Genomic DNA, 26,682 nt, shown 5'->3' on the forward strand with positions numbered 1-26,682 from the left:
TGAAACGGTCCGGACGGCACGCCCCCAGGCTGAGCCGATCAACCCTCAGCGTGTGCACCGCCACACCAGCGGCCGATACGCCTCGTTCTCGTAGACGGCCCCGACCACCGTCAGGCCGTCGCCGCTGATCCCCTCGGCCGTGTACGTGCCCGCCTCGGTCGCCCGGACCTCCGGTCGACCCGGCAACCGGCGGGAGGTGCCGTCCGGCGCCACGACCAGCGGCGCACCGTCGGCGACCAGCACGTCACCACTGCCGGCGATGCCGCTCGCCCCCGGGAAGGGCAACAGGCTCACCGCCCCGGTGGCGAGGTTCCACCGCACCGGCAGCATCTGCACGGCGCCGCTGCGTTGGTCGCCGGGAACCATGCCGATCGCCCATTCGCCCTGCGCCGACTCGACCGACGCACGCGGATAACCGTCGGGCACCGCCAACGTCGCCCCGACGCCCTGCGGCGTCCACCGGTAGGGCCGATCGTCGACGGTGCCGACGATAGTGCCGTCCTCGGTGATCCCGGTCGCGGACGACCCACGCTGGCCGACCAGCCGGTGCTTCTGGGGGTGGTCCGTCGACCACAGCACAGCCTGGTGCGAGTCGTCGGACCTGCGGGCGGTGCCGACGATGTCGCCACGACCGTTGACGGCGTGCACGAGCACCGCGTCGTAGCCGGGCGGCGTGGCCAGGAAACGCAGCTTCCCGTCCCGGTACAACCAGCCGGTGCCGTCTCCGTTGGTGCCCACCACATAGCCACGGGTGTTGACCGCGGCCGCGTGCCGCGCGGTCGCCGGCAGGACGACCGGACGGCCGTCGGTCCACAGCACGACCCGTCCGTCCTCCTGCCCGGTGCCGATGTCGCCGACGATGTGCCGTCCGGTGGGATCGACGCTGTTGGCCACCGCGACCGAACCCTTGACCGGCTGCGGCAACCACGACGCCTGGCAGGTGACCGGCGGGCGCGGGGCGACCGACCCGGTGTTCTCGGGCGTCACCGCGAGCGCGGGCGGGGTCGGAGCCGGCGGGCCGGTGGTCGCACCGACCTGGACGGCACCCACGACACCGACCCCGGCCAGCACCGTCAGCGCGGCGATCCCGCCGACTCGGCGACGCCGTCGGCGCCGCCGACCGTCGCGGACCGCCCGGCTCAGGTCGACCCGAGGCTCCGGCACCGGCGCCGCCCGCAGCAGCTCGGCGATCCGCTGCTCGTCCACCGTTGTCATCTCGGACTCCTCACTGACATCTCGGTCACGTCGAGCACCTGGCGGACGGCCGCCAACGCCCGAGCCGTCTGCGACTTCACGTTGCCTTCCGAGCAGCCCATCGCGGCGGCCGTGTCGGTCAACGACAGGTCGCACAGGAACCGCAGGACCAGCACGGTGCGCTGGCCGCGCGGGAGGCGGGCGAGCGCGGCGAGCAGGTTGTCCCGCTCGGCCAGGTCGTCGTGCGGCGTCGCCGGCGAGCGCTCCGGCTCCGGCACCGACCCCAGCAGGCGAACCTTCGCCCAGTTCAACCGCTTCTCATCGACGAGCTTGTGCACCAGCATCCGGTGTACGTACGCGTCGACGTTGTCGGCCCGGCTGACCCGGCGCCAGTTCACGTAGAGCGCCGTGACCGTCTGCTGCACCACGTCGTCGGCCAGATGGGCGTCGCCGCACATCAGGAACGCGGTCCGATGCAGGCTCGGCAGTCGCGCGGAGACGTACTCCACGAACTCACCCTCGGCTTCCACCATCGAGGCTCCCTCCTCCGCATGCTCGACGGGACCGGACGGTCATCAGGTTGCGTCCCCGTCGAAGAACGCTCGGAAGCCCTACCGCTCGGCTGGGGCGGGGACCCGGCCCGGCCACACCCGGACGGGTCAGCGAGCCGCCGGGCCGCCGCTGGTCTGGAGGTCGAGACCGGCGGCGCGCAGAGTGGACGGCTGGAGATATCGGTACGTCTGGACGGCGTTCACGGGCACACCGTGGAACCACCGACCGACACCAGTGCCGGTCTCAGCCGACGGCGCTGGTCATCCGGTGTACCGCCTCGATGATGAGTTCCGGTGCGGTGGCCAGGTTCAGTCGGACGTGCCCGACACCGCCGGTGCCGAACGCCAGTCCGGAGTTCAGCGCCACCCGGCCACGGTCGAGGAACACGGCGGCCGGGTCGTCGCCGAGGCCCAGTGCGCGGCAGTCCAGCCAGGCCAGATAGGTGGCCTGACCGGGCTGGTAGCGGACGGCCGGCAGGTGCTCGGCGAGCTGCGCGGCCAGGAGCCGGCGGTTGTCGTCCAGGCCGGTCAACAGGGCGTCGAGCCACTCGCCACCGTCGCGGAAGGCAGCGGTGTGGGCGATCACGCCGAGGTGGCTGGTGCTGACGCTGACCCCGAACGGGACGCGAGCGAGGTCACCGGCCGCGGCCGGGCCGGCGATCAGGAGCCCGCCGCGCAGGCCGGCGAGGTTCCACCCCTTGGAGGCGGACACCAGCGACAGGCCGTTCTCCGCGCCCTGCACCGAGAGGTACGGCACGAACCGCGCTCCCCCGGCCACCACCGGAGCGTGGATCTCGTCGGCGACCACCCGCACCCCGTGCTGTTGGGCCAGTCCGGCGACGGCGGTCAACTCGGCCGCGCTGTGCACGGCACCGGTCGGGTTGTGCGGGCTGCAGAGCAGGTAGGCGGCCCGCCGTCCACCGGCACGAGTCCGCCGGAACGCATCCTCCAGGGCTGCGAGGTCGATCCGCAGGTCCTCGCCGAGCGGCGCCTCCACGATCCGGCGGCCGGCGTGCGCCACGGACTCGTAGAACGGCGGGTAGACCGGGCAGTTGACGATAACCGCGTCCCCCGGCTCGGTGACCAGTCGCAGCGCCTCGACGACGCCGTGCATGACGTCGGGCACCAGCGCGGTGCGCTCCACGGCCAGCCCGTCCCAACCCCACCGCCGCGCGGCGAACTCGGCCACCGCCTGCGGGTACGCCGTTCCGGCGGGGTAGCCGGTGTCGCCGCGCGCGACGGCGTCGATGATTGCCCGTGCGACCGGCTCGGCCAGGGGCACGTCCATTTCGGCCACCCAGAGCGGCAGCACGTCGTCGGGGTACTCCCGCCACTTGAGGCTCGTCCGCTGCCGAAGCTGCTCGATCGTGAGCTGGCGGAGGGGATTGACCGCGGTTCGGGCACCACTGAGCAGGCCACTCATGTCCCCACCCTATTCCTTGCCTCCAGCCGACGCTCGGGGTCACCGTTGATGTGTCCACTGTGGTTGTTTCGGAAGGATTTCCGGAGACCGCTTTAGCATTTACCAGCGTCTTTGTGTTTGCAATCCGCGTGCCGCTCGGAATCAACGCCGAAAGATTGCTGCGAGTTGCCAGTTCATCACCTAGGCTCCCGAATGCCCACATCGACGGCCCGCCCTCACGCCGTGCCAGCCACCGACCTTGCACGCCGGCCATCGCAACCCTCGACGCCGATTGGAGTGTTCGATGACCTGGCGTCCAACCATTGCCGCACTGGCCGGCCTGTGCCTGGCGGTCAGCGCCACCCCCCTGCCCGCCGGTGCTGCCGTCGCCGCCGCGCACGTCAGCGCTCACGCCGCGCTCGCCGGTCCGCCCGGCGCACCGCCCGGGGCCTGCCCGACGGGGGGCAGTTACGGCTCGCCGCTGCCGGCCAGCACCGTGACGGCCCCGCGAATCCAGGGCGGGTTCACGTTCCTCGAAGGGCCGGTCTGGGTCGCCGACGGCGGCTACCTGCTGTTCTCCGACATGACCGCCGGCACCGGGCCGTACAACGTCCAGCCGTCGACGATCCGCCGGTTCACCGCGCCCGCCACCTTCGACACGTTCATCACCAACGCCGGCAGCAACGGCCTGGCGCTCAGCGCCGACGCCCAGCAGCTCGTCGCGGCCACCCACGACCAGCGGAGCGTGTCGTCGTACCGGCTGAGCGACCGGGCCCGCAGCACCGTCGCGCCCAACTACCAGGGCCGGGCGTTCAACTCGCCGAACGACGTCGCGGTCCGTTCCGACGGCGTCGTCTACTTCACCGACCCCAACTTTCAGCGCGGCAACCGCCCCGACCAGATGAGCGGGCGCACCAGCGTATTCCGCGTCTCCAACGGGCAGGTGTCGCTGGTCGACGACCGGTTGCGCCAACCCAACGGCATCTCGCTCTCACCGGACGGGACGGCGTTGTACGTGGGCGCCTACTCGGAGAACAAGATCTACAAGTACGCGGTGCAGCCCGACGGCAGCATCGGGGCCCGCAGCGTCTTCGTGAACTACATCGGCGGCCCGGACGGCGGCACGATCGACTGCGCCGGCAACGTGTACTGGACCTCGGGTGGGGACTCCCTGGTCCACGTCTACTCCCCCGCGGGCACCGAGCTCGGCACAATCCGGTCCGGCAACTCCGGCACGACCAATGTGGCGTTCGGCGGCCCCGACCGGCAGACCCTCTTCGTCACGTCGGGCCGCTGGGGTGACTCCGGGCTGTACAGCGTGCGGCTCAACGTCCCCGGATATCCGTACTGACCAACGGTTGGGCGGCGCGCCGCTCTCGTCGTAGCCCGACGAGGCGGCGCGCTATCCGGCGGTCGCGGCGATGAACACCACCGCCCCGACCACCACCAGCGCGGCGGCCAGGAACGTCTGCCGGCGGGCCCGGCGCAACGCCTCCCTGACCTGCCAGGCGTGCGCCGTGGCGAGCAGCCAGCGCAGGTACGGGTCGGTCCGGGCGATGTTGCGGCGAGCGGTGGCGAGCCCCGCCCGGAGGGCGGCCCGCTCCTGCGGCGCAGCCGTCGACAGGCGGCGGCTGATCTCCGCGGCGATCCGGCGATGACGCAGCAGACCGTCGACGTCGTCCGCGTACCCGCCGAAGTGGTACCAGGGCTCGGCCTCCAGCCGCTCGCGCAGGCCGCGCAGCTCGGGCCCGGTGAGCGTCGCCGGCGTGGTCATCGGCGGTACGAGCACCTCGCTGGTCCGCCAGATCGCCCAGGCCACGCCGAGCAGCGTCACCAGCAGGCCGCCGCCTGCCCACGCCGCGTGAGCCCAGTCGGTGACCTTGCCGGCGGCGATCAGCGGGCCGCCGCCGAGCAGCAGCGCGCCCACCGCGCCGGCCGAGGAGATGATCCATCGCGCCGCCGCCCGACTGTCCGCGACCGAGTCCAACGGGGACGGCAGCACGTCCAACCCCGCGCCGCTCGTCGGCGACTCCCCGGTCATCGACTGTCGTCGCGGAAGACGACGCCCAACGGGCCGTTCTCGTCGTCGGGCAGATCGGTGTACGGCACCCAGCGCTGCCCGTCGAAGACCTCCAGCTCGCCGCTGTCGTTGATCCGCACGGCATTGACGTGCGCGAGCTCCTCAGGATCGTCAGCCATGGATACAGTATCGGTCAGCCCGGCAATCCATCCCGGCATCGGGTCGTCCGCCGGGCGACCGCAGGGGGCCCTTCGTGATCCGGTTGACAGTCAGCGCGACCGACGTGGTCCTGGTCGTTGGCGGCGACCGACGCCGGTACCCGGTGGGCCCAGGCGATCAACGCACGGCCGACCTGCTCTGGCGGCTGCGCGGCGGCCCCTCGGTGGAGCTGTCGTACGAGGTCGGCGTCGCGCTCGGCGGCCGTTTCCTCGACGCCCCCGGCCCGGCCCTGCGCGCTGAACTGGCCCGCCCCGGTCGGCACCGGCTCGGCATCGAGGTCGTCGACCCGGCCCTGGCCGACCTGCCCTGGGAGACGCTGGTACTGCCCGGCGAGGAACTGCCGTTGGCGCTGCGACCCGACGTCGACGTCTGCCGGACCGGCGACGACACCCCGGCACCCACGGTCCGGGTGGACGGCCCACTGCGGATGCTCGCGGCGATCGCGAGCCCGGACGACTCGACCCAGCCGCTGCTGGACCACGAGCGGGAACTCGGGCGGATCCTCGGCGCTGTGGAACCCGGGCATCGGCACGGGGTGCGGGTCCGCGTCCTGGAGTGGGGCAGCGCCGCCGCGATCCGGGCCGCCCTCGCCGAGGAACCGTTCCACGTCCTGCACGTCTCCAGCCACGCGCGTCCCGGCGCGCTGCTGCTGGAGACCCCCACCGGCGCGGAGGACCGTGTGGACGCCGCGCGGTTCCTGGCCGAGGTGCTGCCGCCTGGCCGGACCGTGCCGTTGATCGTGCTGGCCGGCTGCTCGACAGCCCGCCAGGATCAACGGGACCTGCCCGGGCTGGCCGGCGCGCTGCTGACCCACGGCGCGCCGGCGGTGTTGGCGATGAACGGGACGGTCAGCGACGGGTACACCATCGACTTCTGCGCTCGGCTCTACGAGCGGTTGGCCGCCCGCAGCGAGCCGGAGCTGCTGGCGGAGGTCTCCGCCGTACGCCGCGAGCTGGCCCCGACCGCCGCCGAGTGGTGGATGCCGACGCTGTTCCTGGCCGACCCCGGGCTGCGGCTGGCCGGCGGACGGGACGGCGCTGCCATTGCCGCCCCGCCGGTTCAGTCGATCGTCGGGGACGGCGTGGTGCGTGCGCCCACTGACTTCGTGGGCCGCCGGGAGATCCTGCGTCGGCTGTCCCGGGGAAAGCTTCGGGTGCTCGTCCACGGCATCGGTGGGATCGGCAAGACGAGTCTCGCCGCGGAACTCGCGCGGCGGTTTCGCGACGCGGGTGGCATCGTCGTGGCGACCCACGGCGACGCCACCGTCGACGCGATCCTCGACGAGCTGCGCCGCCAGGTGGAGAGCCGCTGCGCCGATGCGGCCCCTGACGACCCGCTGCGGCGATGGCTCGTCGCCCTCGCCCAGCCGGGCCAGGACTGGCGGCGACGGTTGGACGCTATCGGCACCGACGGCCCGCCGCTGCTGCTCGTCCTCGACAACGCCGAGGACGCCCTGGACGCCGAGCACCGGTTGGCCGACGCGGACCTGGCCGCGTTCCTCGCCGCCTGGGCGTCCCACCACGAGCTGGTCGTGACCAGCCGGCACCCGTTCCCGGTCGCCGGTCTGGAAGCCTGTCACCTCGGTCCGCTCTCCTGGCAGGAGACCCGCAAGCTGCTGTGGCGGCTGCCGGGCGTGGGCCAGCTGGCGTCGGCGGAACAGCAACGGATGTGGCACCGGCTGGGTGGCCACCCGCGCGCGCTGGAGTACCTCGACGGCCTGCTGCGCGGCGGCAACACCCGATCCGACGAGGTCGCCGGCCGACTGGCCGCGGCCGGCGGTGGCCGGGACGCCGCGCCGGCCGAGGTCGGCACGCCGCTGGCCGAGGCCGGGGCGCTGGCCGCCGAGGATGTGCTGCTGCCCCGGCTGCTCGCCCGCCTGGAGGCCGTCCCGGCGGCCCGTCGGTTGCTGCTCGGTGCGGCGGTGTACCGCACTCCGGCGGACCGGACCGGGCTCGCCTGGCAGCTCGCCGACCCGGCCGACGGCGACGACCCACCACCGGAACCGGCGGGGCTGGACGAGGCGGTCGAGGCGCTGTCGCAGCTGGGGCTGCTCGCCCCGGTCACCGGGGGCCACCTGGTGCACCGGTGGACGGCGGCGAGCCTGCAGCGGATCGCCGGCCGCGACGCGGTGGTCGACGCGCACCGCCGGGCGGGCCGTTACTGGGGCTGGCGGGCCCGGTCCAGCACCGACCAGCACGACTTCATCCGCCGGGCAGTCGAGGCGCGGTACCACCACCTGGCGGCGGGTGACACCGACGAGGTCGTCACCTACTCCGAGCTGGCCTGCCAGGAGTTGCACGCGGCCGGGCACTGGGCCTGGGAGGAGAAGATCTGGCGGGAACTGCTGCCGCTGGCGTCCCCGGGCTCGGCGCGTTTCGCGAGCTTCCTCAAGGGACTCGGCGACGTGCACCTCAGCCGGGGTGAGTACGCGCAGGCGACGCAGCGTTACGAGGCGGCGCTTGCCGTCTACCGGGATCTCGGCGACGACAGCGGGGTCGGCAAGCTCCTGCACCAGTTGGGCCTGGTCGCCGACAACCGGGGCGACCGGGCGAGCGCGGACCGGCTGTTCCAGGAGGCGTTGACGATCCTGAGCGGGCTCGGCGACCGCTCGGCGGTCTCCCGGACCCTGCACCAGCTCGCCGGGATCGCCCGCGGCAACGGCGACGCCGAGCTGGCCATGTCGCGTTACCTGGAGGAGCTGGCGATCGCCCGGGACCTCGACGACCTGGAGGGGATCGCGGCGAGCCACCACCAGATCGGCGTACTCGCCTTCGAGGCCCGGGACTTCGTGAAGGCGGAGCGGTGCGTCCAGGTGGCGATCACCAGCTACGGACGGTTGGGCGTCCGGGTCCAGCAGGGCAGCGGGCTGGTGATGCTCGGACGCATCGCACTCGCCCAGTTCGCGTACGAGACCGCCGAGGAGCGGGTTCGCGCCGCCCTGAAGATCTTCGAGGAGGTCGGCAGCAACGGTCACATCGCGGAGTGCTCGCTGTTGCTCGGTCACCTCGCCCGCGACCTCGACGACCTCGAGTTCGCCGAGAGCTGCTACGCCCGCGCCCGGACGATCGTCGCGGCCCTCGGCGAGGACCCGCTGCTACGCCGCTGCGACGAACTGCTCGGCGGCGTCCGAACCGTGCTCGGCCGGGCTGCCGAGGCGGTGCCGCACACAGTGAACGCGATCGGCGGGGACGACGAGCCGCCGCTCCAGGCAGCCCTGGAATGGCTGGCCGTGCAGCGCCTGGAACTGGGCGCGCACGCCTTCTCCGCTCTGCTGTCCCGGCACCTCGACCGGCGGCAGGCGGCGCAGCGGGCCGAGTGGGTCGAGGCGTACCTGCGGTTCCGGTTCGACGCTTCCCACCCGACGCCGCTCGGCAGTGGCTACGTCCATCGCGCCATCGCCGCCGCCCAGGCCGGTGAGTTCGGCACCGCCCGGATGTGCCTGCTGCGGGCGTTGCCGATCTGCGCCGCCGCCGGCTACCAGGCGGGGGTCGCCAAGTGCCACGAGGACCTCGGACGGGCAGCCCTGGAGACCCGCCGGCTGACCGAGGCGCGGTCCCGCTACGAGCAGGCGTTGCAGGTCTACCGCGTGCTGCGCCACGAGCCCAACCAGGCCATCGTCCTGCACCAGCTCGGCCGGGTCTGCGAGGAGCAGGAGGATCTCGCCGGCGCGGACGGGTTCTACCGTCGCTCCATCGCGATCAAGAAACGGCTCGGGAACCTGTCGGGCGTCTCCAACAGCACCTTCCACCTCGGCAGGGTGGCCGGCCTGCGCGGCGACCGGGCCCTGGCCGAGCGGTGCTACCGGACCTGCCTGCGGATCGACCGCGAGCAGGGCGACTGGGAGGCGGTGGCACTGGACCAGGTGGCGCTCGGGCAGCTGCGCGTCGAGCAGGGCCACCCGGCGGAGGGCATCCCGCTGATCGTCGAGGCGCTGAGCATCGACCGGCAGATCGGGTCGGCGAACGCGGCGCTCGACCTCAACGCGCTGCGCGAACTGCGGGCCAGGCTCGGCGACGAGGTGTTCGCGGCCATCCTCACCGACGCCTTCGGCGCGGCCAGCGCCGCCGAGGTGCTCGACCTGATCGCGGTGCTACCGACCGCTGACGAGCCAACCTGACCCACCCGGCCACCCGTACACTCGGCTGATGGCGAACCGCCCGCGGCACCGAGGTCGATAGACCGATGAGGGCGTCGACCGCAGACACCGTGATCTTCGATTTCGACGGTGTGCTGCTGCGCGGGGACGCATTCGGGCTCTTCCTGCGACGCACTGCTTTCGCGGGTGCCCGGCTGCCGCTCGCCGTCGCCGCGCTCGTTCTCCTCGCGCCCATCGCCACCCTTCCCGCCCTCCGTCCGTGGGCGGCGCGGTGGGTCAGCCGGATCGGCCTGGTGGGCCGGAACGCGGACGAGTTGCGGGCAGAGCTGGAACGCTTCGGTACGAACCTCGGTGCCGAACCCGGGCGGATGATCGAGCCCGGTCTGCGGATGATCCGTACCCACCTCGCCGCCGGCGACCGGGTCATCGTGGTGACAGCGTGCGAACACACCCTGGCGCGCGCCGTGCTCGACGCGATCGGCCTCGCCGAGGTCGAGCTCGTGGCCTCGCGCATTCGCGGGCCGAAACTGATAGTGCACAACCACGGGGCGACCAAGATGGCGCAGCTCGCCGGCCAGGGGGTGACGCCACCGTGGCGGGTCGCCTACAGCGACTCCCTGTCGGATCTGCCCATCCTCGACGCCGCCGAACAGCCAGTGCTGGTCAACGCGACAACGCGTCAGGTCGCCCAGGCACGGCGGCTCCTCGGCGCCCGGCTGACGACTGTCACCTGGTTGGGTGGCCAGGGCCCGGGGCGCCCACCTCACACAGCTGGAGACGTCCGCCGATGAGAGGCCGCTACGACAACCTGACCCGCACCCGTGCTCTCGACCCGGAGCGCGACCACCTGGTCATCTACCAGACCATGCTGCGCTACGAGTTTCCGTGGGACATGAAGCTCGGGCTCAACCTCGCCTTCAACCGGTCGTTCTCCATCCCCGCCATCGCCGCCGTGCACACCGCCACCGGGGAGCTGACCGAACGCACCCAGAAGCGCATCGACGACACCGGTCTGCTGATGTACGAGATGGTGCTCAACGGCTTCGACCAGCCTCGGGGCCGCGAGGCGTTGCGGCGCGTCAACCAGATCCACCGCCCGTACGACATCAGCAACGACGACTTCCGCTACGTCCTCGGCTGCCTGGTCGTGATCCCCACCCGGTGGTTGCAGGAGTACGGCTGGCGCCCACCCTGCTGCCACGAACGTCACGCCACGTACCTGTTCTACCGGGAACTCGGCCGACGGATGGGCATCACCGACATCCCGGGGTCGTACGGCGAGTTCGAGACCTGGTTCGACGCGTACGACGCAGCTCACCTGCAACCGAACGACGACGCGGCGGCCATCGAACGCGCCACCCGCATGCTGATGCTCACCCGGATCCCCCGGACGCTCGCCCCACTGGGAAACGCGCTGGTCAGCGCCCTGTATGACGCGCCGCTGCGGCGCGCGACGCGGGTCGACACGCCGACCTGGCCGGTCCGGGCGGGTGTGCACCTGGCCCTGCGGACGCGCTCGCTGTCGCAGCGGTGGTTCGGGGCACCACCGGCGAGCGCGTTGTTCGCCGACGGAATCAACACCAAGAGCTACCCCGACGGGTACGAGATCAGCCAGCTCGGCCCCCACCACGACCGCGTGCGCGAGTAGCACGTCGTAGTGCCGGCGTCGCCGGCTCGGACGCGCGCCGGGCCCTACGCCACCCGTGCGAGGTCACTGCGGCGACCGGCGCGAGGGTGCGGCCGGTCCGCCGACTGTCCGCTGGGGACAGTCGGCGGAACGACTCTCAGCGGACGTCTGTGGTGGTCCAGCGTGGGGAGGCGTTGGTGACCGGGACGGTGTCGCCGACCAGCGTGGTCAGCGCCTCGGCGTCCCGCCGCGCACTGGTGCCGACCCACAGCTCGACGTCGCCCGGCTCCACCACCCGGGTGAACGTGCGGTCGGAGAAGGCCAGACGGGTGGTGGGCACCGTCAGCTCGACAGTGACGGACTGGCCCGGTTCCAGCTGGACCCGCCGGTAGCCGAGCAACTGCGCCACCGGCCGGGTCACCGAGGCGACCACATCGCGACCGTAGAGCTGGACCACGTCGTCACCAGCGACCGCGCCGGTGTTCGTCACCCGCACGGTCACCTCTACCGCCCCGCTGGTGGGCGTCGTGCTGGGCACGGTGAGCTCGCTGTACGCGAATGTCGTGTAGGACAGGCCGTGGCCGAACGGCGCCACGGGCGTCGCCGGCAGGTTGGTCACCTCGTTGCCCGTACCGAGGGTGGGGTGCAGGTAGGAGTACGGCTGCGCGCCGGCCGACCGGGGCAGGCTGACCGGCAGCCGGCCCGACGGGTTGACCCGCCCGGAGAGCACCCCCGCGATCGCCCCGGCGCCCTCCTCGCCCGGGAAGAACGCCTGCACCACCGCCGCGCAGCGCGCGAGCGCCCAGCCGACCGCGTACGGCCGGCCGGTGACCAGCACGAGGACGACCGGTGTGCCGGTTGCCAACACCGCCTCGACCAGTTGGCGCTGGACGCCGGGCAGCTCCAGGTCCTCCCGGTCGCAGCCCTCGCCGACCGTGCCGCGTCCGAAGAGGCCGGCGTGGTCTCCGACGACCAGGACGGCCACGTCCGCGCCGGAGGCTGTGGCGACGGCCTCGTCGAAGCCGGACCGGTCGTCGTCGTCCACGTCGCAGCCGCGTGCCCAGGTGACGAGGTCGCCACCGAACTCGGCCCGCACGGCGTCGAGCACGGTCGGCACGTCGATGCCGGTCTCCACGCCGGGGTGCTGGACGAGGACGTGGTTGAGGAATGAGTAGCACCCGAAGAGCGCGCTCTGCCGGTCCGCGTTCGGGCCGATGAGGGCCACCCGTCGCCCCGCGGGCAGCGGCAGCGCGTCCCGGTTGGCGACCAGCACGATCGATTCCTCGGCGAGCCGACGGGCGATCGACCGGTGCTCGGGCGAGTCGAGATCGATCGTCTGGGGCGGCTCGTCGTCGAAGGTCGCGTCGAGCAGACCCAGGTCCCGCTTCTGGCGCAGCACCCGCAGCACCGCGCGGTCGATCAGCGCCTCGTTGAGCTTGCCCGCCCGCACCGACTCCCCCAGGGTCAGGTAGGCGTCGCCGGTGGGCAGTTCGACGTCGAGACCGGCGGTCAACGCCTGCCCGGCCGCGTCGGCGTGATCGCCCGCCACGTGGTGCAGCAGGTTCAGGAACGCGACCCCGTAGTAGTCGGCCACCACGGTGCCGTCGAAGCCCCACTGGTCGCGCAGGATGCCGGTCAGCATCGTCGGGTCGGCGGCGACCGGCACCCCGTCGATCTCGGTGTACGAGTGCATGACGCTGTGTGCGTCGCCGTCGAGGATCGCCATCTCGAACGGGGGCAGCAGCACGTCGGCCAGTTCCCGGCGGCCGATGTGCACCGGGGCGAAGTTGCGCCCGGCGCGCGAGGCGGAGTAGCCGGCGAAGTGCTTGAGGGTGGCGTGCACCCCCTGCGACTGCAGGCCGCGCACGTATGACGTACCGATGGTGCCGACCAGGTACGGGTCCTCGGCGACGCACTCGTCGACCCGGCCCCAGCGGGGGTCACGGATCACGTCGAGCACCGGGGAGAGCCCCTGGTGCACGCCCAGGGCCCGCATCGAGGCGCCGATCGCCGCAGCCATCTCGGTGACCAGTTCGGGGTTGAACGCGGCACCCCAGGCCAGCGGGGTGGGGAACGTGGCCGCCTTCCACGCGGACAGTCCGGTGAGGCACTCCTCGTGCACGATCGCCGGGATGCCGAGCCGGGTGCCGGTGACCAGGTCCCGCTGGAACTTCCACAACCAGGACGCGCGTTGCGCCGCGTCCAGTGGGCGGGTCCCGTAGGCGCGGGTGAGGTGGCCGAGCCCGTGCCGGGAGAAGTCCTCGAGCTTGGAGGAGTCGCCGAACTCGCCCTGCAACGGTGCGACCGCCTCGCCGTCCTCCTTCTCCCAGAAGCCGACGAGCTGGGCGATCTTCTCCTCGATCGTCATCCGGCCGAGGAGTTCGCGTACGCGGGCCTCGCCGTCGTGCCCGTCCGGTCGTCCGTGCTCCGGACCGGCCTGGGCCGGCACCGGCCCGTCCACCACCGCGTGGACCTCAGTCATGCTGTGCCTTCCTGTGGTTGTGCTCGTACCGCTGCCGCTCAGCCCTTGACCGCACCCTGAAGGCCACCGACGATCTGCTTCTCCGCGAGCGTGAAGAAGAGCAGCGCCGGCAGCATTGCCAGCGAGGTGAAGGCGAGTACGCCTGCCGTGTCGGTCGTGTACTGGCTGGAGAAGTTCTGCACGCCCAGCGGCAGGGTGTGCAGGTTGACGTCGCTGAGGACGAGCAGCGGCAACAGGAACGAGTTCCAGCTCGCCACGAACGCCAGGACGCCAACGGTGACGAGCGCGGGCCGCGACAGCGGCATCGCGACGCGCCAGAGGAAGCCGAGCCGACTCGCACCATCGATCGCGGCGGCGTCCTCCAACTCTCGCGGAATGGCGGAGAGGAAGGGGCGCAGGATCACGATCGTCAGCGGCAGTGAGAAGGCGACCTGCGGCAGGATCACCGCGTAGTACGAGTTGATCAGGTTCAGGTCACGCAGCATGAGGTAGAGCGGCAGGATCGCCGCCCCGGCCGGAAACAACAGGCCGAGGGTGAAGAAGGTGTAGAGCCCTTCTCGCCCGCGGAACCGGTAGCGGGCCAGCACGAACGCGGCGGCCAGGCCGAGCACGACGACGGCGAGCGTGGTGCCGAGGGCGATGACCGCGCTGTTGAACGCCTGTTGCCAGAAGTTGCTCTGGGTCAGCACCCGCGAGTAGTTGTCCCAGACGAACGGGTCGGGCAGGCCGGCCGGGTCGGCGACGATCTGCGGGGTGGTGCGGAAACCGCCGATGACCACGTAGATGACCGGGGCGATCGACACCGCCGCGATCGCGAGGGCGAGCGCGTAGGTGAGCGGCGTGCCCCAGGAGACCTGGCGGCGTCCGGTGGACGGGGGGAGAACCGAGTTCACGGCCATCGTCACTTCGCCCTTCCGGTGATGGCGCCCTCGATGTCGCGGCGGAGCAGGAAACGCTGGAACAGCAGCGCCGCCACGAAGGAGATGACGAAGAGGATTACCGCCACGGCGTTGCCGTAGCCCCAGAGCCGGGCGAAGAACCCGTTGTCCACCATGTACGTCGCCATGGTGGCGGACGCACCGAGGGACCGCACCGCGGGCACCGAGGTCACCCAGATCATGTCGAAGATCTGCAGTGAGCCGATCATGGACAGGAACATCCAGATCCGGATCGTCGGGCCGAGCAGCGGAATCGTGACGTGCCGTTGGATCTGCCACCAGCTCGCGCCGTCGATGGCGGCGGCCTCGGTCAGCTCGTCGGGCACATTGGACAGCCCGGCGAGGAGCAGGATGATGGCGAAGCCGACGTATTTCCAGGTGAGAACGGCCAACAGGGTCCAGATGACCACGTCCAGGTCCGCCAGCCATGCCTGCACCAGGCCGCCCATTCCCAGGGACCGCAGCAGCGCGTCGACAGTGCCGTCGCCGGTGAGGAGCAACTTCCACATGATGCCGACCGTGACCTCGGCCAGCACGTACGGCACGAACACCAGGAGGCGGAACACGGACCGCCCACGGAAGCGACGGTTGAGCAGCAGGGCGACGCCCAGGGCGACCGGCCCCTGGATCAGCAGCGATCCGAACACGATGATGGCGTTGTTGCGTAACGCGTCGAGGAAGATCGGATCCTGGAAGGCGAGGGTGTAGTTCCGCAGACCGACGAACTCGGTGGGCGGCCCGACCCCGCGCCACCGGAACAGGCTGTAGTAGACCGCGAAGCCCATCGGCACCAGCACGAACATCACGTAGATGGCGACGGCCGGGGCGGTCAGCCCGATGATCTCGTACCACTTGCGGCGGTTGTCGGCTCGGCGGGCGGAATCGCGCTCGGCCCGGCGGGGGCCCGCCGGCGACGCGGAAGCGCCGCCGGCGGGCATACGGATCTGGTTGGCGGAGGTCACTTGCTTGCGGCCGCCTTCATTGCCGAGACGACCTTCTCAGGCGTCCCGTTGCCGGCGAAGATGGTGACGATCCCGTCGTTCATCGCGTTACCGATGGTGCTGCCGTAGGCCGTGTCCAGCCAGAGCTGGACGTAGCTCGCCCCGGAGGTGGCCTCCAGGATGGACTTCAGCGCGGGGTCCTTGACGGCGTCCGCCGCACCCTTGGCCACAGGCAGGCCGGTGCCGGTCTCGGCGTAGCCCTTCTGCACCTCGGGGCTCACGATGTACTTGAGGAACTCGACGCACTCGGACGGGGCGTTCTTGGAGCAGGAGAACCCGTCACCACCGCCGAGGGCCGCCTTCGGGTCACCAGGGGAACCGCTGATCGCCGGCACCGGGAACCAGCCGAGGAACGACGCGAGCTTCGTCTTGTCCGTGGCGACGGTGTCCAGCGTGCCGCGGTTCCAGTCACCCATGAGCTCCATCGCGGCCTTGCCGTTGGCGAGCATGCCGTTGGCGCTGGTCGGATCGTTCTGGCCCGGCGTGGCGATGAAGTTGGGCTGGAACGGCTTGGTGTCGATGAACGCCTTCAGGTCCTGACCGGCCTTCACGAAGCACGGATCGTCGAAGTTCTTCTCCGCGGACGCCTTCTTGAGGGTGTCGACCGAGCAGGCGCGCAGCGCCATGTTGTACCACCAGTGCGCGGCCGGCCACTTGTCACCGGCACCCACGGCGATCGGAATGACGTTGATCGCCTTGAGCTTGGTGACCGCGGCGTTGAGCTCCTCGAAGGTGGCCGGCGGAGCCGCGATGCCCGCTCGCGCGAACATCTCCTTGTTGTACCAGATGCCCTCGATACCCATCCGGAACGGCAGGCCGTACTGCTTGCCCTTCACCTGCCAGATCTCCGCGGCACTGCCGATGTCGCCGACCTCGGTCTTGGTCTGGTCGGTGATCTCCTTGAGGTAGTCGGCCTCCACCTGCTCGGCCATCTCGCCGCCACCCCAGGCCTGGAAGATGTCCGGCGGGTCGCTGCTCAACAGCGCGGCAGGGAGCCGGGTGCGCTGGAGCTGGTTCGTCTCGATCGCCTCGATCTCGATCTTGACGGTGGGGTGGAGTGCGGAGAAGTCCTTGGCGACCTTCTCCCAGTAGGTCTTGCCGGGCCCGTCCTGTGAGGCGTTGTGCCACCAGGTCAGGGTCACCGGGTCCTTGTACAGCTCGTTCTGAGGGGCAGCCTCTTCGCCTCCACCGCCACAGCCGGCGGTAACGAGAACACTTGTCATCAACAGTGCCAGGACGGCACTTGCACGCCGCTTCGTTGCCATAGATGTCTCCTCGACTGCTCAGTCGCGGTACTCGGCCTGCGGCGAAGTTTTACAGTCATGTAACTTGATGTCAATCGGTATCGATAACGTTTTCGAGTCGGTGACACCGCACCGGCGGCAGGGCCCTATCATCATCGACGTGGTGTTTCAGCAGCGCGTCAAGATGTCGGATGTGGCACGTACTGCCGGCGTCTCGGTCGCAACCGTGTCGAAGGTCGTCAACGGCCGCTACGGCGTGGCCCAGGCAACAGTGGAGCGAGTCCAGCAGGTCATCCACGAGCTCGGCTACGAGGCGAGCCTGGGGGCGCAGAGCCTGCGCAGCCACCGCACCAACGTGCTCGGCATCCTGGTCGCCGAGTTCGAGCCGTTCTCGACCGAACTGCTCAAGGGGGCGTCGCAGGAGGTCGCCGGGAGCGGATACCAGCTGCTGGCCTATTCCAGCAGTGACGGCGAGGGCGCCGCCGTGGGGTGGGAGCGTCGCTCGCTCGCCCGACTCTCCGGCACACTCATCGACGGCGCCGTGATCGTCACGCCGACAGTGGTCGAGACCGAACACAGCTTCCACGTCGTGGCCGTCGACCCCCACACCGGGCCGTCCGACCTGCCCACCGTCGACTCGGACAACTTCGCCGGCGCCGTACTGGCGACCAACTACCTGCTGTCCCTCGGCCACACGCGCATCGGGCACATCAGTGGACGCACCGACCTGAAGTCCGCCCAGCTGCGTGAGGCCGGCTTCCGCAGCGCGATGGCCGAAGCCGGCGTGCCGGTGGACGAGCGGCTCGTCCGCGTCGGCGGGTTCCGGATCGAGAGCGCCGCCGGCACGGCCGCGGAGCTGCTCGCCCTCAGCGACCGACCGAGCGCGATCTTCGCGGGTAACGACCTCTCCGCGATCTCCACGATGACCGTGGCCCGCGACATGGGTCTGTCGGTGCCCGACGACCTGTCGGTGATCGGCTTCGACAACGTCCCGGAGTCGGCGCTGGTCAACCCGCCGCTGACGACCATCATGCAGCCGCTGCAACGAATGGGCGCCGAGGCGTTGCGCCTCCTCGTCGACCTGATCGCCGGCGTCGACCGCGACACCCACATCCGGCTCCCCACCGAGCTGGTCATCCGCTCCTCCTGCCGCCCGCTGCGCTGACCGTGAGGCTGGCCGGGTCGGCGCAGGACCCCGGCCCTCGCCGCGTTGCGTGGGGGAACGCAACAGGGTGGCGGAACGTGAATCTCACCTAAGCCGACAATTCCTCCCCTAAGTTCGGTGCGCAGGACGCCGCCGAACCGGGGAGAGATGTGGACAGCTATCCGGCGATCGAGGATCACGGGCTCATCGGCGACCTGCAGACCGCCGCGCTGGTGACGTGCGACGGGACCATCGACTGGTTCTGCGCGCCGCGGTTCGACTCACCGAGCATCTTCGCCGCCCTGCTCGACAAGGAGAAGGGCGGCTACTTCCAGATCGCGCCGCACGACGTGCGGTACGTGACCAAACAGCTCTACCTCCCCGGCACACCCATCCTGATCACCCGTTTCATCAGCGCCGACGGGGTGGCCGAGGTGATGGACTTCATGCCGGTCACCGGCGAGCGGGCCACCGACGCGCATCGGCTGGTCCGGACCGTCACCATGGTCCGCGGCAGCATGCGCTTCCGGGTGGAGTGCCGCCCACGGTTCGACTACGCCCGCGAAGAGCATCAGCTTGAGCGCCACCACAACGGTTACGTCTTCCGCAGCCGGTCGGCGGCGCTGACGTTCCACCCGGTCGACCCGGTTCGGCGGTTGATCTCCGAACAGGGTGACGTCCACCTTGAGGGTGGCGACCTGGTCGCGTACGGCACGCTGAACGAGGGCGACACCGGCGGGGTGGTCCTGGAGACGGGTGGGGCCGAACCGCGCATCTTCGCGCCGGAAGAGATCCAGGGCATGTTCGAGTGGACCCGGGACTACTGGCGGCGCTGGCTCGAACGTTCCCGCTACACCGGCCGCTGGCGGGAGATGGTCGAGCGCTCGGCCATCACGCTCAAACTCATGACGTACGCGCCGACCGGCGCGATGATCGCCGCGCCCACCACCGCGCTGCCCGAGCTGGTCGGCGGCACCCGCAACTGGGACTACCGCTACACCTGGGTACGCGACACGTCGTTCTCCGTGCACGCGCTGCTCGGCCTCGGCTTCACCGAGGAGGTCAGCCGGTACATGAACTGGCTGGACGAGCGGATCCGCGAGGCCGGCGACCACCAGGACCCGTTGAAGATCATGTACCGGGTGGACGGCTCCTCCGACCTGCACGAGGAGGTGCTCGACCATCTGGAGGGCTACCGAGGATCCCGGCCGGTACGGATCGGCAACGGCGCCGCCGACCAGCTCCAGCTCGACATCCACGGCGAGGCCCTCTACGCCATGCACCTCGCCGACGAGCAGGGCATCCGCGTCTCGCACCAGGTGTGGAAGAGCACCGTCCGGCTGGTCGACTGGCTCTGCCACAACTGGGACCAACCCGACGCCGGCATCTGGGAGAGCCGCCACCACCCTCGCAACTACACCTTCGGTCGGGTGATGTCCTGGGTCGCGCTGGACCGGGCCATTCGGCTGGCCACCCGCACCGGCCGCCCCGGGGACATGACCTGCTGGACCGAGCAGCGCAACCGCATCTACAACCAGGTCATGGAGCGCGGATACGACCGGGCCCGCGGCACCTTCGTGCAGGCGTACGACGAGAACGTGCTGGACGCGGCACTGCTCGCCATGCCGGCGGTCGGTTTCGTCACGCCGAGCGACCCGCTGTGGCAGTCCACCCTGCTGGCGATCGAGCGTGAACTGGTCTCCGACAGCCTGGTCCACCGGTACGACCCGGTCCACTCCCCCGACGGCCTCCCGGGCCACGAGGGCACCTTCAACATGTGCACCTTCTGGTACGTCGAGGCGCTGGCCCGTTCCGGCCGCCTCGACGACGCCCGACTCACGTTCGAGAAGATGTTCACCTTCAGCAATCACCTCGGCCTCTATGCCGAGGAGATCGCCGCGACCGGGGAGCAGATCGGCAACTATCCCCAGGCGTTCAGCCACCTCTCACTGATCAACTCAGCGCTGACACTGAACGACCTGCTCGACAACGAGGCCGACGCCCGCCGCAGGCGGTAGCGCCAGCTCGTCCCGGCCAGCCCGCCGCCCACGCGGAGCCGACGGCGGGAAGGACTTGACGCGCCCGAGTCCATCGCGGATCGTCGATACACATCGACCATCTCGAATGTATAGACGCGGGGAGAACCGATGAAGGCCTTCGTCACCACCGTCTCGGTTGCGGCACTGCTGCTCCTGGCCACCGGCGGCGCATCCCACGGCCAGCCAGCTGCCGACCCGCCCTGCACCGGGCAGATCCACCCGAACCCCGGGTTCGAGCGCGGCACCACCGGCTGGACGGCCGGCCCCCGCATCGTCGTGTTCGGCGACGCGACCCGACCGGCACACACCGGCCGCGCCTACGCCGCCTTCGCCGGGCTGGACGTGACGCGTACCGACCTGCTGCGCACCACCGTCACAGTGCCGGCCAACTGCGACCTGACGGTCAGCTTCTGGGTGCGGACCACCACCACGGAGACCAGCCGCGGCGACTACCTGAACGTCGGACTGGCGGTCACCGGGATACCCCCGAAGACGAGGTTCTCGCTGGCCTTCGACGGCGGAGCGCAGTGGCGGCAGTACGTGATGTCCAGCGGGACCGCCACGACCGAACGCACCGCGACGGCCAGCTTCCTGGCCAGCGAGACGGCCGGCAACGGGGCCACCGCCTTCGACGTCGACGACGTGTCCTTCAGCTTGAGCTGACCCGCACGGGACAACCCTCGGCACCGCGGTCAGTGGGGTTGAGCGGGCCAGTCCACCGTCTCGAGGGCGGGATGGCTACTGACCGCCTCGACCAGTTGCGCGGACCCGCTCACCTTGGTGCCGAGAAGGTCGTAGTCCGTCCAGACAAACCAGGACCGGTCCATGGGCCACAGATGCAGTCGGTCCCGGGACCGTCGACCGACCAACGGCTCAGGGTGTCCAGCAGGGCGTCCAGGCTCTCCTCGTCGAGGGACCCTTCAGGCGGCGGCTGGACGGCGACGGGCCAACTGCGGTACGGAAACCAGCGGTGGCATGGCGGGTGACTCCGATCCGATGCCGGTCCGTCGGTCAGATGCTGCGACCAGAGCGCCCGTCGCCATGGACTTCCCGGTCGGACGACGAAGCCCAGGGGAATACCAGTGTTGGTGGTGTCCTCGTCGAGGTTTATGCCTCCGACGATCTCCGGCGCGAGGTCGCCAGATTCGAGCCGGTGGCGATGCAGCTCGTCGTGAGTGCCCAGACCCGCAAGGCTGGCGTTCTCGTACATCGAATGAAGGACCCAGGTCGACGATTGCCAACCAGCGGCGTCGTAGCCGGTGGTCGACTCCCAGACATGGCGGTCTGCAAGCCAGGTCAACAGCGTGGCCGGAGCTTCAACGCGTTCCATCGACACGCCGCCATCGTGCCGCACCCAGGCCTGAGGCCGAAGAGCACCCACCGCTCGGAACACACTCAAAGAACAGATGGAGACCGAACTGTCAATATGAAAATGGGATTGATGAGGCCACGAACAACGCCGGAACTGCAAGGCATTGAGATTCCGATCTCTGCTGGCGGATTGCCTGGTCGGTGAGGGAAACGGACTCTATGCTTGCCGCCGAATGCGCTGCGGCTCATCCGGGCCGAGGGTTACCCCGATCCAAGGATTTGTAAATGCACCGGAAGTCTGCCCTGAGCATCGGCACCGCTGGCGTCGCCGAATCAGCACCTGGCGGCCACCTGCCGGCCCCCACAGCGGAGGGTGCCGCCCGACGATCCGCGGTCGCAGAGGAACAGGCGTTTCTGGATTTGGCCACGGCCCGGCGCGACAGGCTGGTCGACCACCTACAGGTCGAGCTTTCTGCAGAGGCCCTGGACGCGTTGGAGCTGGCCCGGCAGCGCATGCTCCGCCAGCAGTACGACGAGCTACGGCGAGCAGAGGAAGGGCTGGTCTTCGGCCGCCTCGACGGCCTCGACGGCACTGTGCGCCACGTGGGTCGCGTCGGTCTTCGCAACGACGGCGAGGGCACCGAGCCACTGCTGGTGGACTGGCGCGCTCCCGCAGCTCGGCCGTTCTACACCGCGACGGCTGTCGACCCACAGGGTCAGGCACGGCGCCGGCACATCCGTACGACGGGATCGGCCGTCGTCGGCGTGGACGACGAACCCCTCGACGGAAGTACGACTGCGGAACTCGTCGGTGAAGGCGCCCTACTGGCCGCTCTCGACCAGCGGCGCACCGGCCGCATGTCGACGGCGATCTCCACCCTGCAACGCGAACAGGACGACATCATCCGGGCTGAGGCGACCGGCCCACTGATCGTCCAGGGCGGACCCGGCACGGGCAAGACCGTGGTTGCCCTGCACCGCGTCGCGTACCTGCTGTTCACCCACCGGAAGATGGCTGACCAGGCGGTCCTGGTCCTGGGTCCCTCGCCGCGGTTCCTCCAGTACATCGCCCAGGTGCTGCCCGCGCTCGGTGAGACCGCCGTCGTCTCGGCGACCTGCGACACCCTGCTGGCCGACATCCACGTGGGCCGCGAGGAGAGCCGGCGTCTCGCCGAGATCAAGGGCCGCGCCCTCTGGCAGCCAACGCTCGAAAGCTACGTCACGTCGCTGCTCCCCCGCCCGCGCGAGCTGAAGCTGCGCTGGGAGGGCGAGTTCTACGTCATTCCGGCCGCGACCGTGGCGCAGGCGCTCGCCTCGGCGGTGCAGGGGCGTCCGTACCACCGCGCCCGCGCGGCGTTCGCCGAGCAGTTGCACCACCGTCTGGCCGATGTCGTCGCCGAACAGCGCGAGACGCTGATGGCGGAGATGGAGGAAGGGTTCGAGGACATCCTCGCCCGCGTCGACAAGGGCATGGCGCATGACCACTCCTCCACCGAGGCGTCCACCGGCAGCGACATCAACGGGTTGCTCTCCGAGGAGGAGGTCGAAGAGCTTCGTTGTCGTATCGCCGAGAACACCACCATCGCCCGGTTCATCGAGGCCTGGTGGCCCACCCTCGATCCCGAAACCCTGCTGGGTGGCCTCCTGACCGACCGCACCCTGCTGGCCCGGTTCGCCCCGCAGCTGTCCCCCGAGGAGGTCGCGGCTGTCGCGGCCGAACCCACCCTCTGGGCATCAAGCGACATCCCTCTTCTCGACGCCCTCGCCGACCTGCTCGGCGACGTCGACACCCCGCAACCACAGGGCGAATTCCTCGCCGAACGTGCTCGCCGCCAGCGCGGCTGGGTGTACGGCCATGTCGTCATCGACGAGGCGCAGGAACTGTCCGAGATGCAGTGGCAGATGGTTCTCCGCCGTTGTCCCAGTCGCTCCATCACCGCCGTCGGCGACATCGACCAGGCCGAGGCAGCCCACCAGCACACCAGTTGGGCGCAAGCGGTACGGGCTGCCTTCGGAGACCGCTGGACCGCAGCGGAACTGACCATCTGCTACCGGACCCCGCGCGAGGTCATGGACCTCACCGAACCGGTCTTGAAGAAGGCTGGCAGCCACAACACCCCGCCACGAGCGGTGCGCTCCTCCGGCATCGCCCCCTGGGAGCGGACGATCACACCGGCTGAGCTTGCCGGCGCCGCCGTGGACGCAGTGCGACAGTTGCAGCAACGGTGGCACGGCGGCACGGTCGGCGTCATCGCCCCCGCGGAGCGCATCGCCACACTCCACGCCGTGCTGAGTGATGTGCCGGTGCTCACCGCGACCCAGTCCAAGGGACTGGAATGGGACGCGACACTCCTCATCGACCCTCAGGGCATCGCCGCCGAACCGCGCGGTTGGAACGGCCTCTACGTCGCGCTCACCCGATGCACCCAGGAACTCGGGCAGCTGACCCTCACTCAGCAGTCGCCACACCCCTGACCAGGAACGTGCAGCCGATGCTGCCGTCGCCGCAGTGAATCGGCAAACCAGAGAAGCGCTCCCGCCGGGCGGCCGTCGACGGCATCCTGTAGGTAGTACGGACCGGGTGCGTGACGGTACCTATCGGTGGACATCCCGCCCTGGCAGACCGTCTACTCCCATCTCCAACGCCTCAACAGGACAAGCGTGACCGAGCGGATCCTCACCGAGCTGAGGGAACGGGTCCCGCCTGGCCACGACCGGCGGGCCGAGCTTTGAGGAGCCGCCGATCGGCGGCTCTTCCGGAAGGAGCGCACCATGGCCGTCTCGTTCGTCAATCCCGAAGGACTACCGGCGAACGACCTGTACCGTCACGTCGCGGTCGCGACCGGCGCGAAGCAGGTCTTCATCGCCGGCCAGGTGGCCGTCGACGCGGGCGGGGGCACGGTCGGCGCCGGAGACCTCGCCGCGCAGGTCGAGCAGTGCTACCTCAACGTCTCCAAGGCCCTGGCCGGGGTCGGTGGGTCCTTCGGTGATGTGGTACGCCTCACCGTGTACGTCGTCGACTGGACCCCGGACAAGATGACGCCGTTGATCGACGGCATCACCCGGGCGGCCGCGAAACTCGAAGTCACTCCGGTTCCGCCGTTCACCGGGCTGGGCGTCAGCGCCCTCGCCGGCCCCGACTACCTCGTCGAGGTCGAGGCCACCGCCGTCATGGACTGAGAGCGCGCTTCACATTGCTGTCAGTCGGGTGTGTTCAAGGTGCGGCGTTGTTGGCGGGTGGCGGGCTCGCCCCTGATGTCGTGCGGGTCGTGCGGGTCAGCCGCGTAGGCAGAAAGGATGGCCGGCCGGGTCGCGTAGGACGCGAAAGCGTTCCGGCGCGGGTTGTTGCTCTTCTTTGACGGCTCCGAGTTCGATCGCGCGCGCCTCGGCGTCATCGAGGTCATCGGGCTCGTCGACGGCCAGGTCGAAGTGGATCTGCTGTAATCGTTCGCCCGAGGGCCAGGTCGATGGCCGGTAGCCGTCGACGCGAACGGCAAGATCCTGCACGGCGCCCTGTCCAACTTCCCGGCCTGGCGGGTCGCCGGCGCCGCGGTCCGCGCCGACCTGCGCGGCCTGGTTCCTCTGGCCGGCATTCAGACGGAATACAGCCTGGCCGAACGATCCGCCGAGCGGGAGCTACTGCCGATGGCGCAGGCCCACGGTCTGGGCGTGGTCCTGTACTCCCCGCTGGCCGGCGGACTGCTCACTGGCAAGTATCGGCAGGGCGAACAAGGCAGGCTGACCGCCCGGGGCGACGCGATCGAGGGCAGCGCCCAGCGCACCGCCATCGTCGACGCGGTCCTGGCGATTGCCGAGGAACTCAACGTCAGCGCGGTCCAGGTGTCCCTGGCCTGGCTGCGTCGCCGGGCCACACTGGCACCCACGGCCCTGATCCCGATCGTCGGCCCGCGCACCCTGACCCAGTTGGAGGAATACCTGAAGTCTCTCCAACTCGACCTTGGCGACCAGCACTACCGGCACCTGGACGAGGTCAGCGCGATCCCGCTGGGAACCCCACACGAGGACGTCACCGCCGCACTGAATCACGGCTTCGACGGTGACCGCGCACTGCTTGACCCTCACCCCGTTCCCGTCATCTGACGCTGCCGATGTCCGCCGCCCATCAGTGATCATTGAGCGGTGACGACCCCTGCTGCGCGAGCACCGGGGGCTCCGCGTCAGCGGTCGGTCGATCACCGGGCGCTTAGGCACAGGACCCGGGTGATCAGCGCGTCCGGCCCACCGGTGCCTCCGCGCACATCGACCACCATCAGCTCGACCCTGGCCCCGTCGGAGAGCGGAGCCAGGCAGACGGGTGTTCCTTCGTGGTGGGTCTGACCGGCGTAGTCGACCCACTCCACCGGGCCCAGTTGATAGCCATGGCTGCCGTCGTCGGCCTTGTTCGCCGACGGTTGCCGCCCATCGGGCCGGACCACGAACGCGTTGGCGTCGGCGTTGACCGCTACGACGGTGCCCGTGACCGCGTGCGGTACCCCCCAGCGGGGCGTCAACAGGGAGTAACAGGCGAGGGCCCCGAGTGCGGCGCCGGTCAAGCCGGCGACGGCGACCAGTAACCACGGTCGTGCCGACAGGCGCGAGGCGGACGGACGCGGATCCGCATGAAGGGTCGTCGCCATCTCATCGACTGTATCCCGTGTCTGGTTTTGTGGTGGTACCCGTGGGGTCGGACAGCAGGGTGGTGTGGCATCGCAAGTGGCGCCGTCGCCGGAAGTCGTCAACCCGCTGACGCGTACTGGCGCTTGCCACGGGGCTGGGCACCAACATCGGCGACATCGGCTGCGGATCGGGGCGCCTCGCGCCCTACCTGGCGGCCAAGGGCCTGACGCCCTGGGGAGTCGACCTCTCACCCGAGATGATCCGCGTGGCCCGCCGTGACCATGCGGCTTACCGATTCGACGTCGCCGACCTGCGTGAGCTGCCCTTCGAGGACGCGTCGCTGGTAGGCGCGGTCTGCTGGTACTCCCTCATCTTTTTGGCACCGGACGACCGACAAGTGGCCTTTGGAGAGCTGTACCGCGTTATCAAGCCGGGCGGCTATCTGGTGACCGCTTTCAAGGCCGGGAGCAGTCAGGTCCGACGCGCGGGACGCAGCGCCAATCTCGGCGTCGAGTTCGACCTTTACTGGCAGACCCCACGGGAGGCGGAACAGAGCTGCACCGACGCCGGCTTCACAACCGTGTTCTGGGGTGGCGTCCCCGCCGATCGACCGGACAGCCCTGGCCAGGGGTTTCTTCTCGCCCAGAAACCTGTCGCTCAGGCACCACGTTGACGACGACGGCAGTCAAGAGTGCCTCTGACCGACTTCGGCACAGACCCTAGTACTCCAGCAGGAGATCCGTTTCAGGGCTCTGTGAGGGCTTGTCGGGCGTAGTGGCTGATCTTGGCTTCGGCTT

The 26,682-nt window shown here is 70.2% G+C and carries 23 protein-coding genes; 11 read left to right on the plus strand and 12 right to left on the minus strand.

The genetic code is table 11. The features are described from left to right. Positions 1-45 precede the first annotated feature (45 nt). The 3 genes from ACLQ3F_RS31015 to ACLQ3F_RS31025 all read right to left on the minus strand — a co-directional run bounded on the left by ACLQ3F_RS31015 (position 46) and on the right by ACLQ3F_RS31025 (position 3,168). On the minus strand, positions 46-1,215 hold the full coding sequence (locus tag ACLQ3F_RS31015; protein WP_425853210.1) for a hypothetical protein: 1,170 nt from the start codon (positions 1,213-1,215) through the stop codon (positions 46-48). Next, entirely contained in the window at positions 1,212-1,727 is a 516-nt protein-coding gene (locus tag ACLQ3F_RS31020) for a SigE family RNA polymerase sigma factor (RefSeq protein WP_425853212.1), read from the minus strand. Before ACLQ3F_RS31020 ends, ACLQ3F_RS31015 begins: the two co-directional genes overlap by 4 nt. Positions 1,728-1,989: 262 nt before the next feature. Next, a complete protein-coding gene (locus ACLQ3F_RS31025) occupies positions 1,990-3,168 on the minus strand; it encodes a MalY/PatB family protein (protein WP_425853213.1) in 1,179 nt (392 codons plus the stop codon). A gap of 283 nt (positions 3,169-3,451) precedes the next feature. On the opposite strand from ACLQ3F_RS31025, the gene ACLQ3F_RS31030 reads away from it, so the two are divergent. Then, complete coding sequence (locus ACLQ3F_RS31030) at positions 3,452-4,498, plus strand: SMP-30/gluconolactonase/LRE family protein (RefSeq protein WP_357204822.1); 1,047 nt, start codon at positions 3,452-3,454, stop codon at positions 4,496-4,498. A gap of 51 nt (positions 4,499-4,549) precedes the next feature. On the opposite strand, the gene ACLQ3F_RS31035 is transcribed toward ACLQ3F_RS31030, so the two are convergent. Together ACLQ3F_RS31035 and ACLQ3F_RS31040 are read right to left on the minus strand one after the other, a co-directional pair. Beyond that, the gene (locus tag ACLQ3F_RS31035; protein WP_425853216.1) at positions 4,550-5,188 is read right to left on the minus strand and encodes a hypothetical protein; all 639 of its coding nucleotides are present in this window, start codon (positions 5,186-5,188) and stop codon (positions 4,550-4,552) included. Next, positions 5,185-5,346 carry a hypothetical protein gene (locus tag ACLQ3F_RS31040; protein ID WP_357260740.1) on the minus strand — a complete coding sequence of 54 codons (162 nt, stop codon included), beginning with the start codon at positions 5,344-5,346 and terminating at the stop codon, positions 5,185-5,187. The genes ACLQ3F_RS31035 and ACLQ3F_RS31040 overlap by 4 nt, the downstream gene beginning before the upstream one ends. A 74-nt stretch (positions 5,347-5,420) precedes the next feature. On the opposite strand from ACLQ3F_RS31040, the gene ACLQ3F_RS31045 reads away from it, so the two are divergent. The 3 genes from ACLQ3F_RS31045 (at position 5,421) to ACLQ3F_RS31055 (ending at position 11,130) form a co-directional block, all read left to right on the plus strand. Next, the gene (locus ACLQ3F_RS31045; protein WP_425853218.1) at positions 5,421-9,503 is read left to right on the plus strand and encodes a tetratricopeptide repeat protein; all 4,083 of its coding nucleotides are present in this window, start codon (positions 5,421-5,423) and stop codon (positions 9,501-9,503) included. 65 nt (positions 9,504-9,568) lie between these two features. Continuing rightward, positions 9,569-10,273, plus strand: coding sequence for a haloacid dehalogenase-like hydrolase (locus ACLQ3F_RS31050; protein ID WP_425853219.1), 705 nt, complete (start codon positions 9,569-9,571; stop codon positions 10,271-10,273). After that, entirely contained in the window at positions 10,270-11,130 is an 861-nt protein-coding gene (locus tag ACLQ3F_RS31055) for an oxygenase MpaB family protein (RefSeq protein ID WP_425853221.1), read from the plus strand. The genes ACLQ3F_RS31050 and ACLQ3F_RS31055 overlap by 4 nt, the downstream gene beginning before the upstream one ends. A 136-nt stretch (positions 11,131-11,266) precedes the next feature. Here ACLQ3F_RS31055 and ACLQ3F_RS31060 read toward each other — a convergent pair whose 3' ends face one another. From ACLQ3F_RS31060 to ACLQ3F_RS31075, 4 genes are read right to left on the minus strand one after another with little or no spacing between them, the layout of a single operon-like run. After that, on the minus strand, positions 11,267-13,591 hold the full coding sequence (locus ACLQ3F_RS31060) for a glycoside hydrolase family 3 N-terminal domain-containing protein (RefSeq protein WP_425853223.1): 2,325 nt from the start codon (positions 13,589-13,591) through the stop codon (positions 11,267-11,269). A gap of 38 nt (positions 13,592-13,629) precedes the next feature. Beyond that, positions 13,630-14,490, minus strand: coding sequence for a carbohydrate ABC transporter permease (locus ACLQ3F_RS31065; protein ID WP_355008552.1), 861 nt, complete (start codon positions 14,488-14,490; stop codon positions 13,630-13,632). A 2-nt stretch (positions 14,491-14,492) separates the two neighbouring features. Then, the gene (locus tag ACLQ3F_RS31070) at positions 14,493-15,491 is read right to left on the minus strand and encodes a carbohydrate ABC transporter permease (RefSeq protein ID WP_425853225.1); all 999 of its coding nucleotides are present in this window, start codon (positions 15,489-15,491) and stop codon (positions 14,493-14,495) included. After that, positions 15,488-16,672, minus strand: a complete 1,185-nt coding sequence (locus ACLQ3F_RS31075; RefSeq protein WP_425853226.1) for an extracellular solute-binding protein — start codon at positions 16,670-16,672, stop codon at positions 15,488-15,490. The genes ACLQ3F_RS31070 and ACLQ3F_RS31075 overlap by 4 nt, the downstream gene beginning before the upstream one ends. A gap of 262 nt (positions 16,673-16,934) precedes the next feature. Here ACLQ3F_RS31075 and ACLQ3F_RS31080 point away from each other — a divergent pair, with 262 nt between their 5' ends. From ACLQ3F_RS31080 to ACLQ3F_RS31090, 3 genes are all read left to right on the plus strand, one after another. Next, a complete protein-coding gene (locus ACLQ3F_RS31080) occupies positions 16,935-17,939 on the plus strand; it encodes a LacI family DNA-binding transcriptional regulator (protein WP_425853228.1) in 1,005 nt (334 codons plus the stop codon). 149 nt (positions 17,940-18,088) lie between these two features. Next, positions 18,089-19,936, plus strand: a complete 1,848-nt coding sequence (locus ACLQ3F_RS31085; protein ID WP_425853230.1) for a glycoside hydrolase family 15 protein — start codon at positions 18,089-18,091, stop codon at positions 19,934-19,936. Positions 19,937-20,065: 129 nt separating this feature from the next. After that, positions 20,066-20,620: a hypothetical protein gene (locus ACLQ3F_RS31090; RefSeq protein ID WP_357202439.1), complete on the plus strand. Its 555-nt coding sequence runs from the start codon at positions 20,066-20,068 to the stop codon at positions 20,618-20,620. 109 nt (positions 20,621-20,729) lie between these two features. Here ACLQ3F_RS31090 and ACLQ3F_RS31095 read toward each other — a convergent pair whose 3' ends face one another. Further along, a complete protein-coding gene (locus ACLQ3F_RS31095) occupies positions 20,730-21,293 on the minus strand; it encodes a hypothetical protein (protein WP_425853233.1) in 564 nt (187 codons plus the stop codon). A 260-nt stretch (positions 21,294-21,553) separates the two neighbouring features. Between ACLQ3F_RS31095 and ACLQ3F_RS31100 the strand changes: the two genes are divergently transcribed. Both ACLQ3F_RS31100 and ACLQ3F_RS31105 read left to right on the plus strand, forming a co-directional pair. Next, positions 21,554-23,743 carry a HelD family protein gene (locus tag ACLQ3F_RS31100; protein ID WP_425853235.1) on the plus strand — a complete coding sequence of 730 codons (2,190 nt, stop codon included), beginning with the start codon at positions 21,554-21,556 and terminating at the stop codon, positions 23,741-23,743. A gap of 297 nt (positions 23,744-24,040) precedes the next feature. Continuing rightward, a complete protein-coding gene (locus ACLQ3F_RS31105) occupies positions 24,041-24,448 on the plus strand; it encodes a RidA family protein (RefSeq protein ID WP_425853237.1) in 408 nt (135 codons plus the stop codon). A 96-nt stretch (positions 24,449-24,544) separates the two neighbouring features. Here the strand turns inward: ACLQ3F_RS31105 and ACLQ3F_RS31110 are convergent, their stop codons facing one another. Continuing rightward, positions 24,545-24,865: a VOC family protein gene (locus ACLQ3F_RS31110; RefSeq protein WP_425853240.1), complete on the minus strand. Its 321-nt coding sequence runs from the start codon at positions 24,863-24,865 to the stop codon at positions 24,545-24,547. Here ACLQ3F_RS31110 and ACLQ3F_RS31115 point away from each other — a divergent pair. After that, a complete protein-coding gene (locus ACLQ3F_RS31115) occupies positions 24,782-25,369 on the plus strand; it encodes an aldo/keto reductase (protein WP_425853241.1) in 588 nt (195 codons plus the stop codon). The genes ACLQ3F_RS31110 and ACLQ3F_RS31115 overlap by 84 nt on opposite strands. Positions 25,370-25,461: 92 nt before the next feature. Here the strand turns inward: ACLQ3F_RS31115 and ACLQ3F_RS31120 are convergent, their stop codons facing one another. After that, complete coding sequence (locus ACLQ3F_RS31120; RefSeq protein ID WP_425853238.1) at positions 25,462-25,905, minus strand: hypothetical protein; 444 nt, start codon at positions 25,903-25,905, stop codon at positions 25,462-25,464. Between the two features lie 146 nt (positions 25,906-26,051). On the opposite strand from ACLQ3F_RS31120, the gene ACLQ3F_RS31125 reads away from it, so the two are divergent. Continuing rightward, positions 26,052-26,558, plus strand: coding sequence for a class I SAM-dependent methyltransferase (locus tag ACLQ3F_RS31125; protein WP_425853243.1), 507 nt, complete (start codon positions 26,052-26,054; stop codon positions 26,556-26,558). Positions 26,559-26,682: the final 124 nt, after the last annotated feature.

This window comes from Micromonospora sp. DT15, assembly GCF_049841475.1.
Lineage (GTDB): Bacteria > Actinomycetota > Actinomycetes > Mycobacteriales > Micromonosporaceae > Micromonospora.

Excerpts from the sequence above, each read along its gene's own strand:
- ACLQ3F_RS31025 (WP_425853213.1), bottom strand. The coding sequence starts at position 3,168 with ATGAGTGGCCTGCTCAGTGGTGCCCGAACCGCGGTCAATCCCCTCCGC.
- ACLQ3F_RS31090 (WP_357202439.1), top strand. The coding sequence starts at position 20,066 with ATGAAGGCCTTCGTCACCACCGTCTCGGTTGCGGCACTGCTGCTCCTG.
- ACLQ3F_RS31040 (WP_357260740.1), bottom strand. The coding sequence starts at position 5,346 with ATGGCTGACGATCCTGAGGAGCTCGCGCACGTCAATGCCGTGCGGATC.
- ACLQ3F_RS31055 (WP_425853221.1), top strand. The coding sequence starts at position 10,270 with ATGAGAGGCCGCTACGACAACCTGACCCGCACCCGTGCTCTCGACCCG.
- ACLQ3F_RS31060 (WP_425853223.1), bottom strand. The coding sequence starts at position 13,591 with ATGACTGAGGTCCACGCGGTGGTGGACGGGCCGGTGCCGGCCCAGGCC.
- ACLQ3F_RS31030 (WP_357204822.1), top strand. The coding sequence starts at position 3,452 with ATGACCTGGCGTCCAACCATTGCCGCACTGGCCGGCCTGTGCCTGGCG.
- ACLQ3F_RS31020 (WP_425853212.1), bottom strand. The coding sequence starts at position 1,727 with ATGGTGGAAGCCGAGGGTGAGTTCGTGGAGTACGTCTCCGCGCGACTG.
- ACLQ3F_RS31120 (WP_425853238.1), bottom strand. The coding sequence starts at position 25,905 with ATGGCGACGACCCTTCATGCGGATCCGCGTCCGTCCGCCTCGCGCCTG.
- ACLQ3F_RS31035 (WP_425853216.1), bottom strand. The coding sequence starts at position 5,188 with ATGACCGGGGAGTCGCCGACGAGCGGCGCGGGGTTGGACGTGCTGCCG.
- ACLQ3F_RS31015 (WP_425853210.1), bottom strand. The coding sequence starts at position 1,215 with ATGACAACGGTGGACGAGCAGCGGATCGCCGAGCTGCTGCGGGCGGCG.
- ACLQ3F_RS31050 (WP_425853219.1), top strand. The coding sequence starts at position 9,569 with ATGAGGGCGTCGACCGCAGACACCGTGATCTTCGATTTCGACGGTGTG.
- ACLQ3F_RS31100 (WP_425853235.1), top strand. The coding sequence starts at position 21,554 with ATGCACCGGAAGTCTGCCCTGAGCATCGGCACCGCTGGCGTCGCCGAA.
- ACLQ3F_RS31105 (WP_425853237.1), top strand. The coding sequence starts at position 24,041 with ATGGCCGTCTCGTTCGTCAATCCCGAAGGACTACCGGCGAACGACCTG.
- ACLQ3F_RS31065 (WP_355008552.1), bottom strand. The coding sequence starts at position 14,490 with ATGGCCGTGAACTCGGTTCTCCCCCCGTCCACCGGACGCCGCCAGGTC.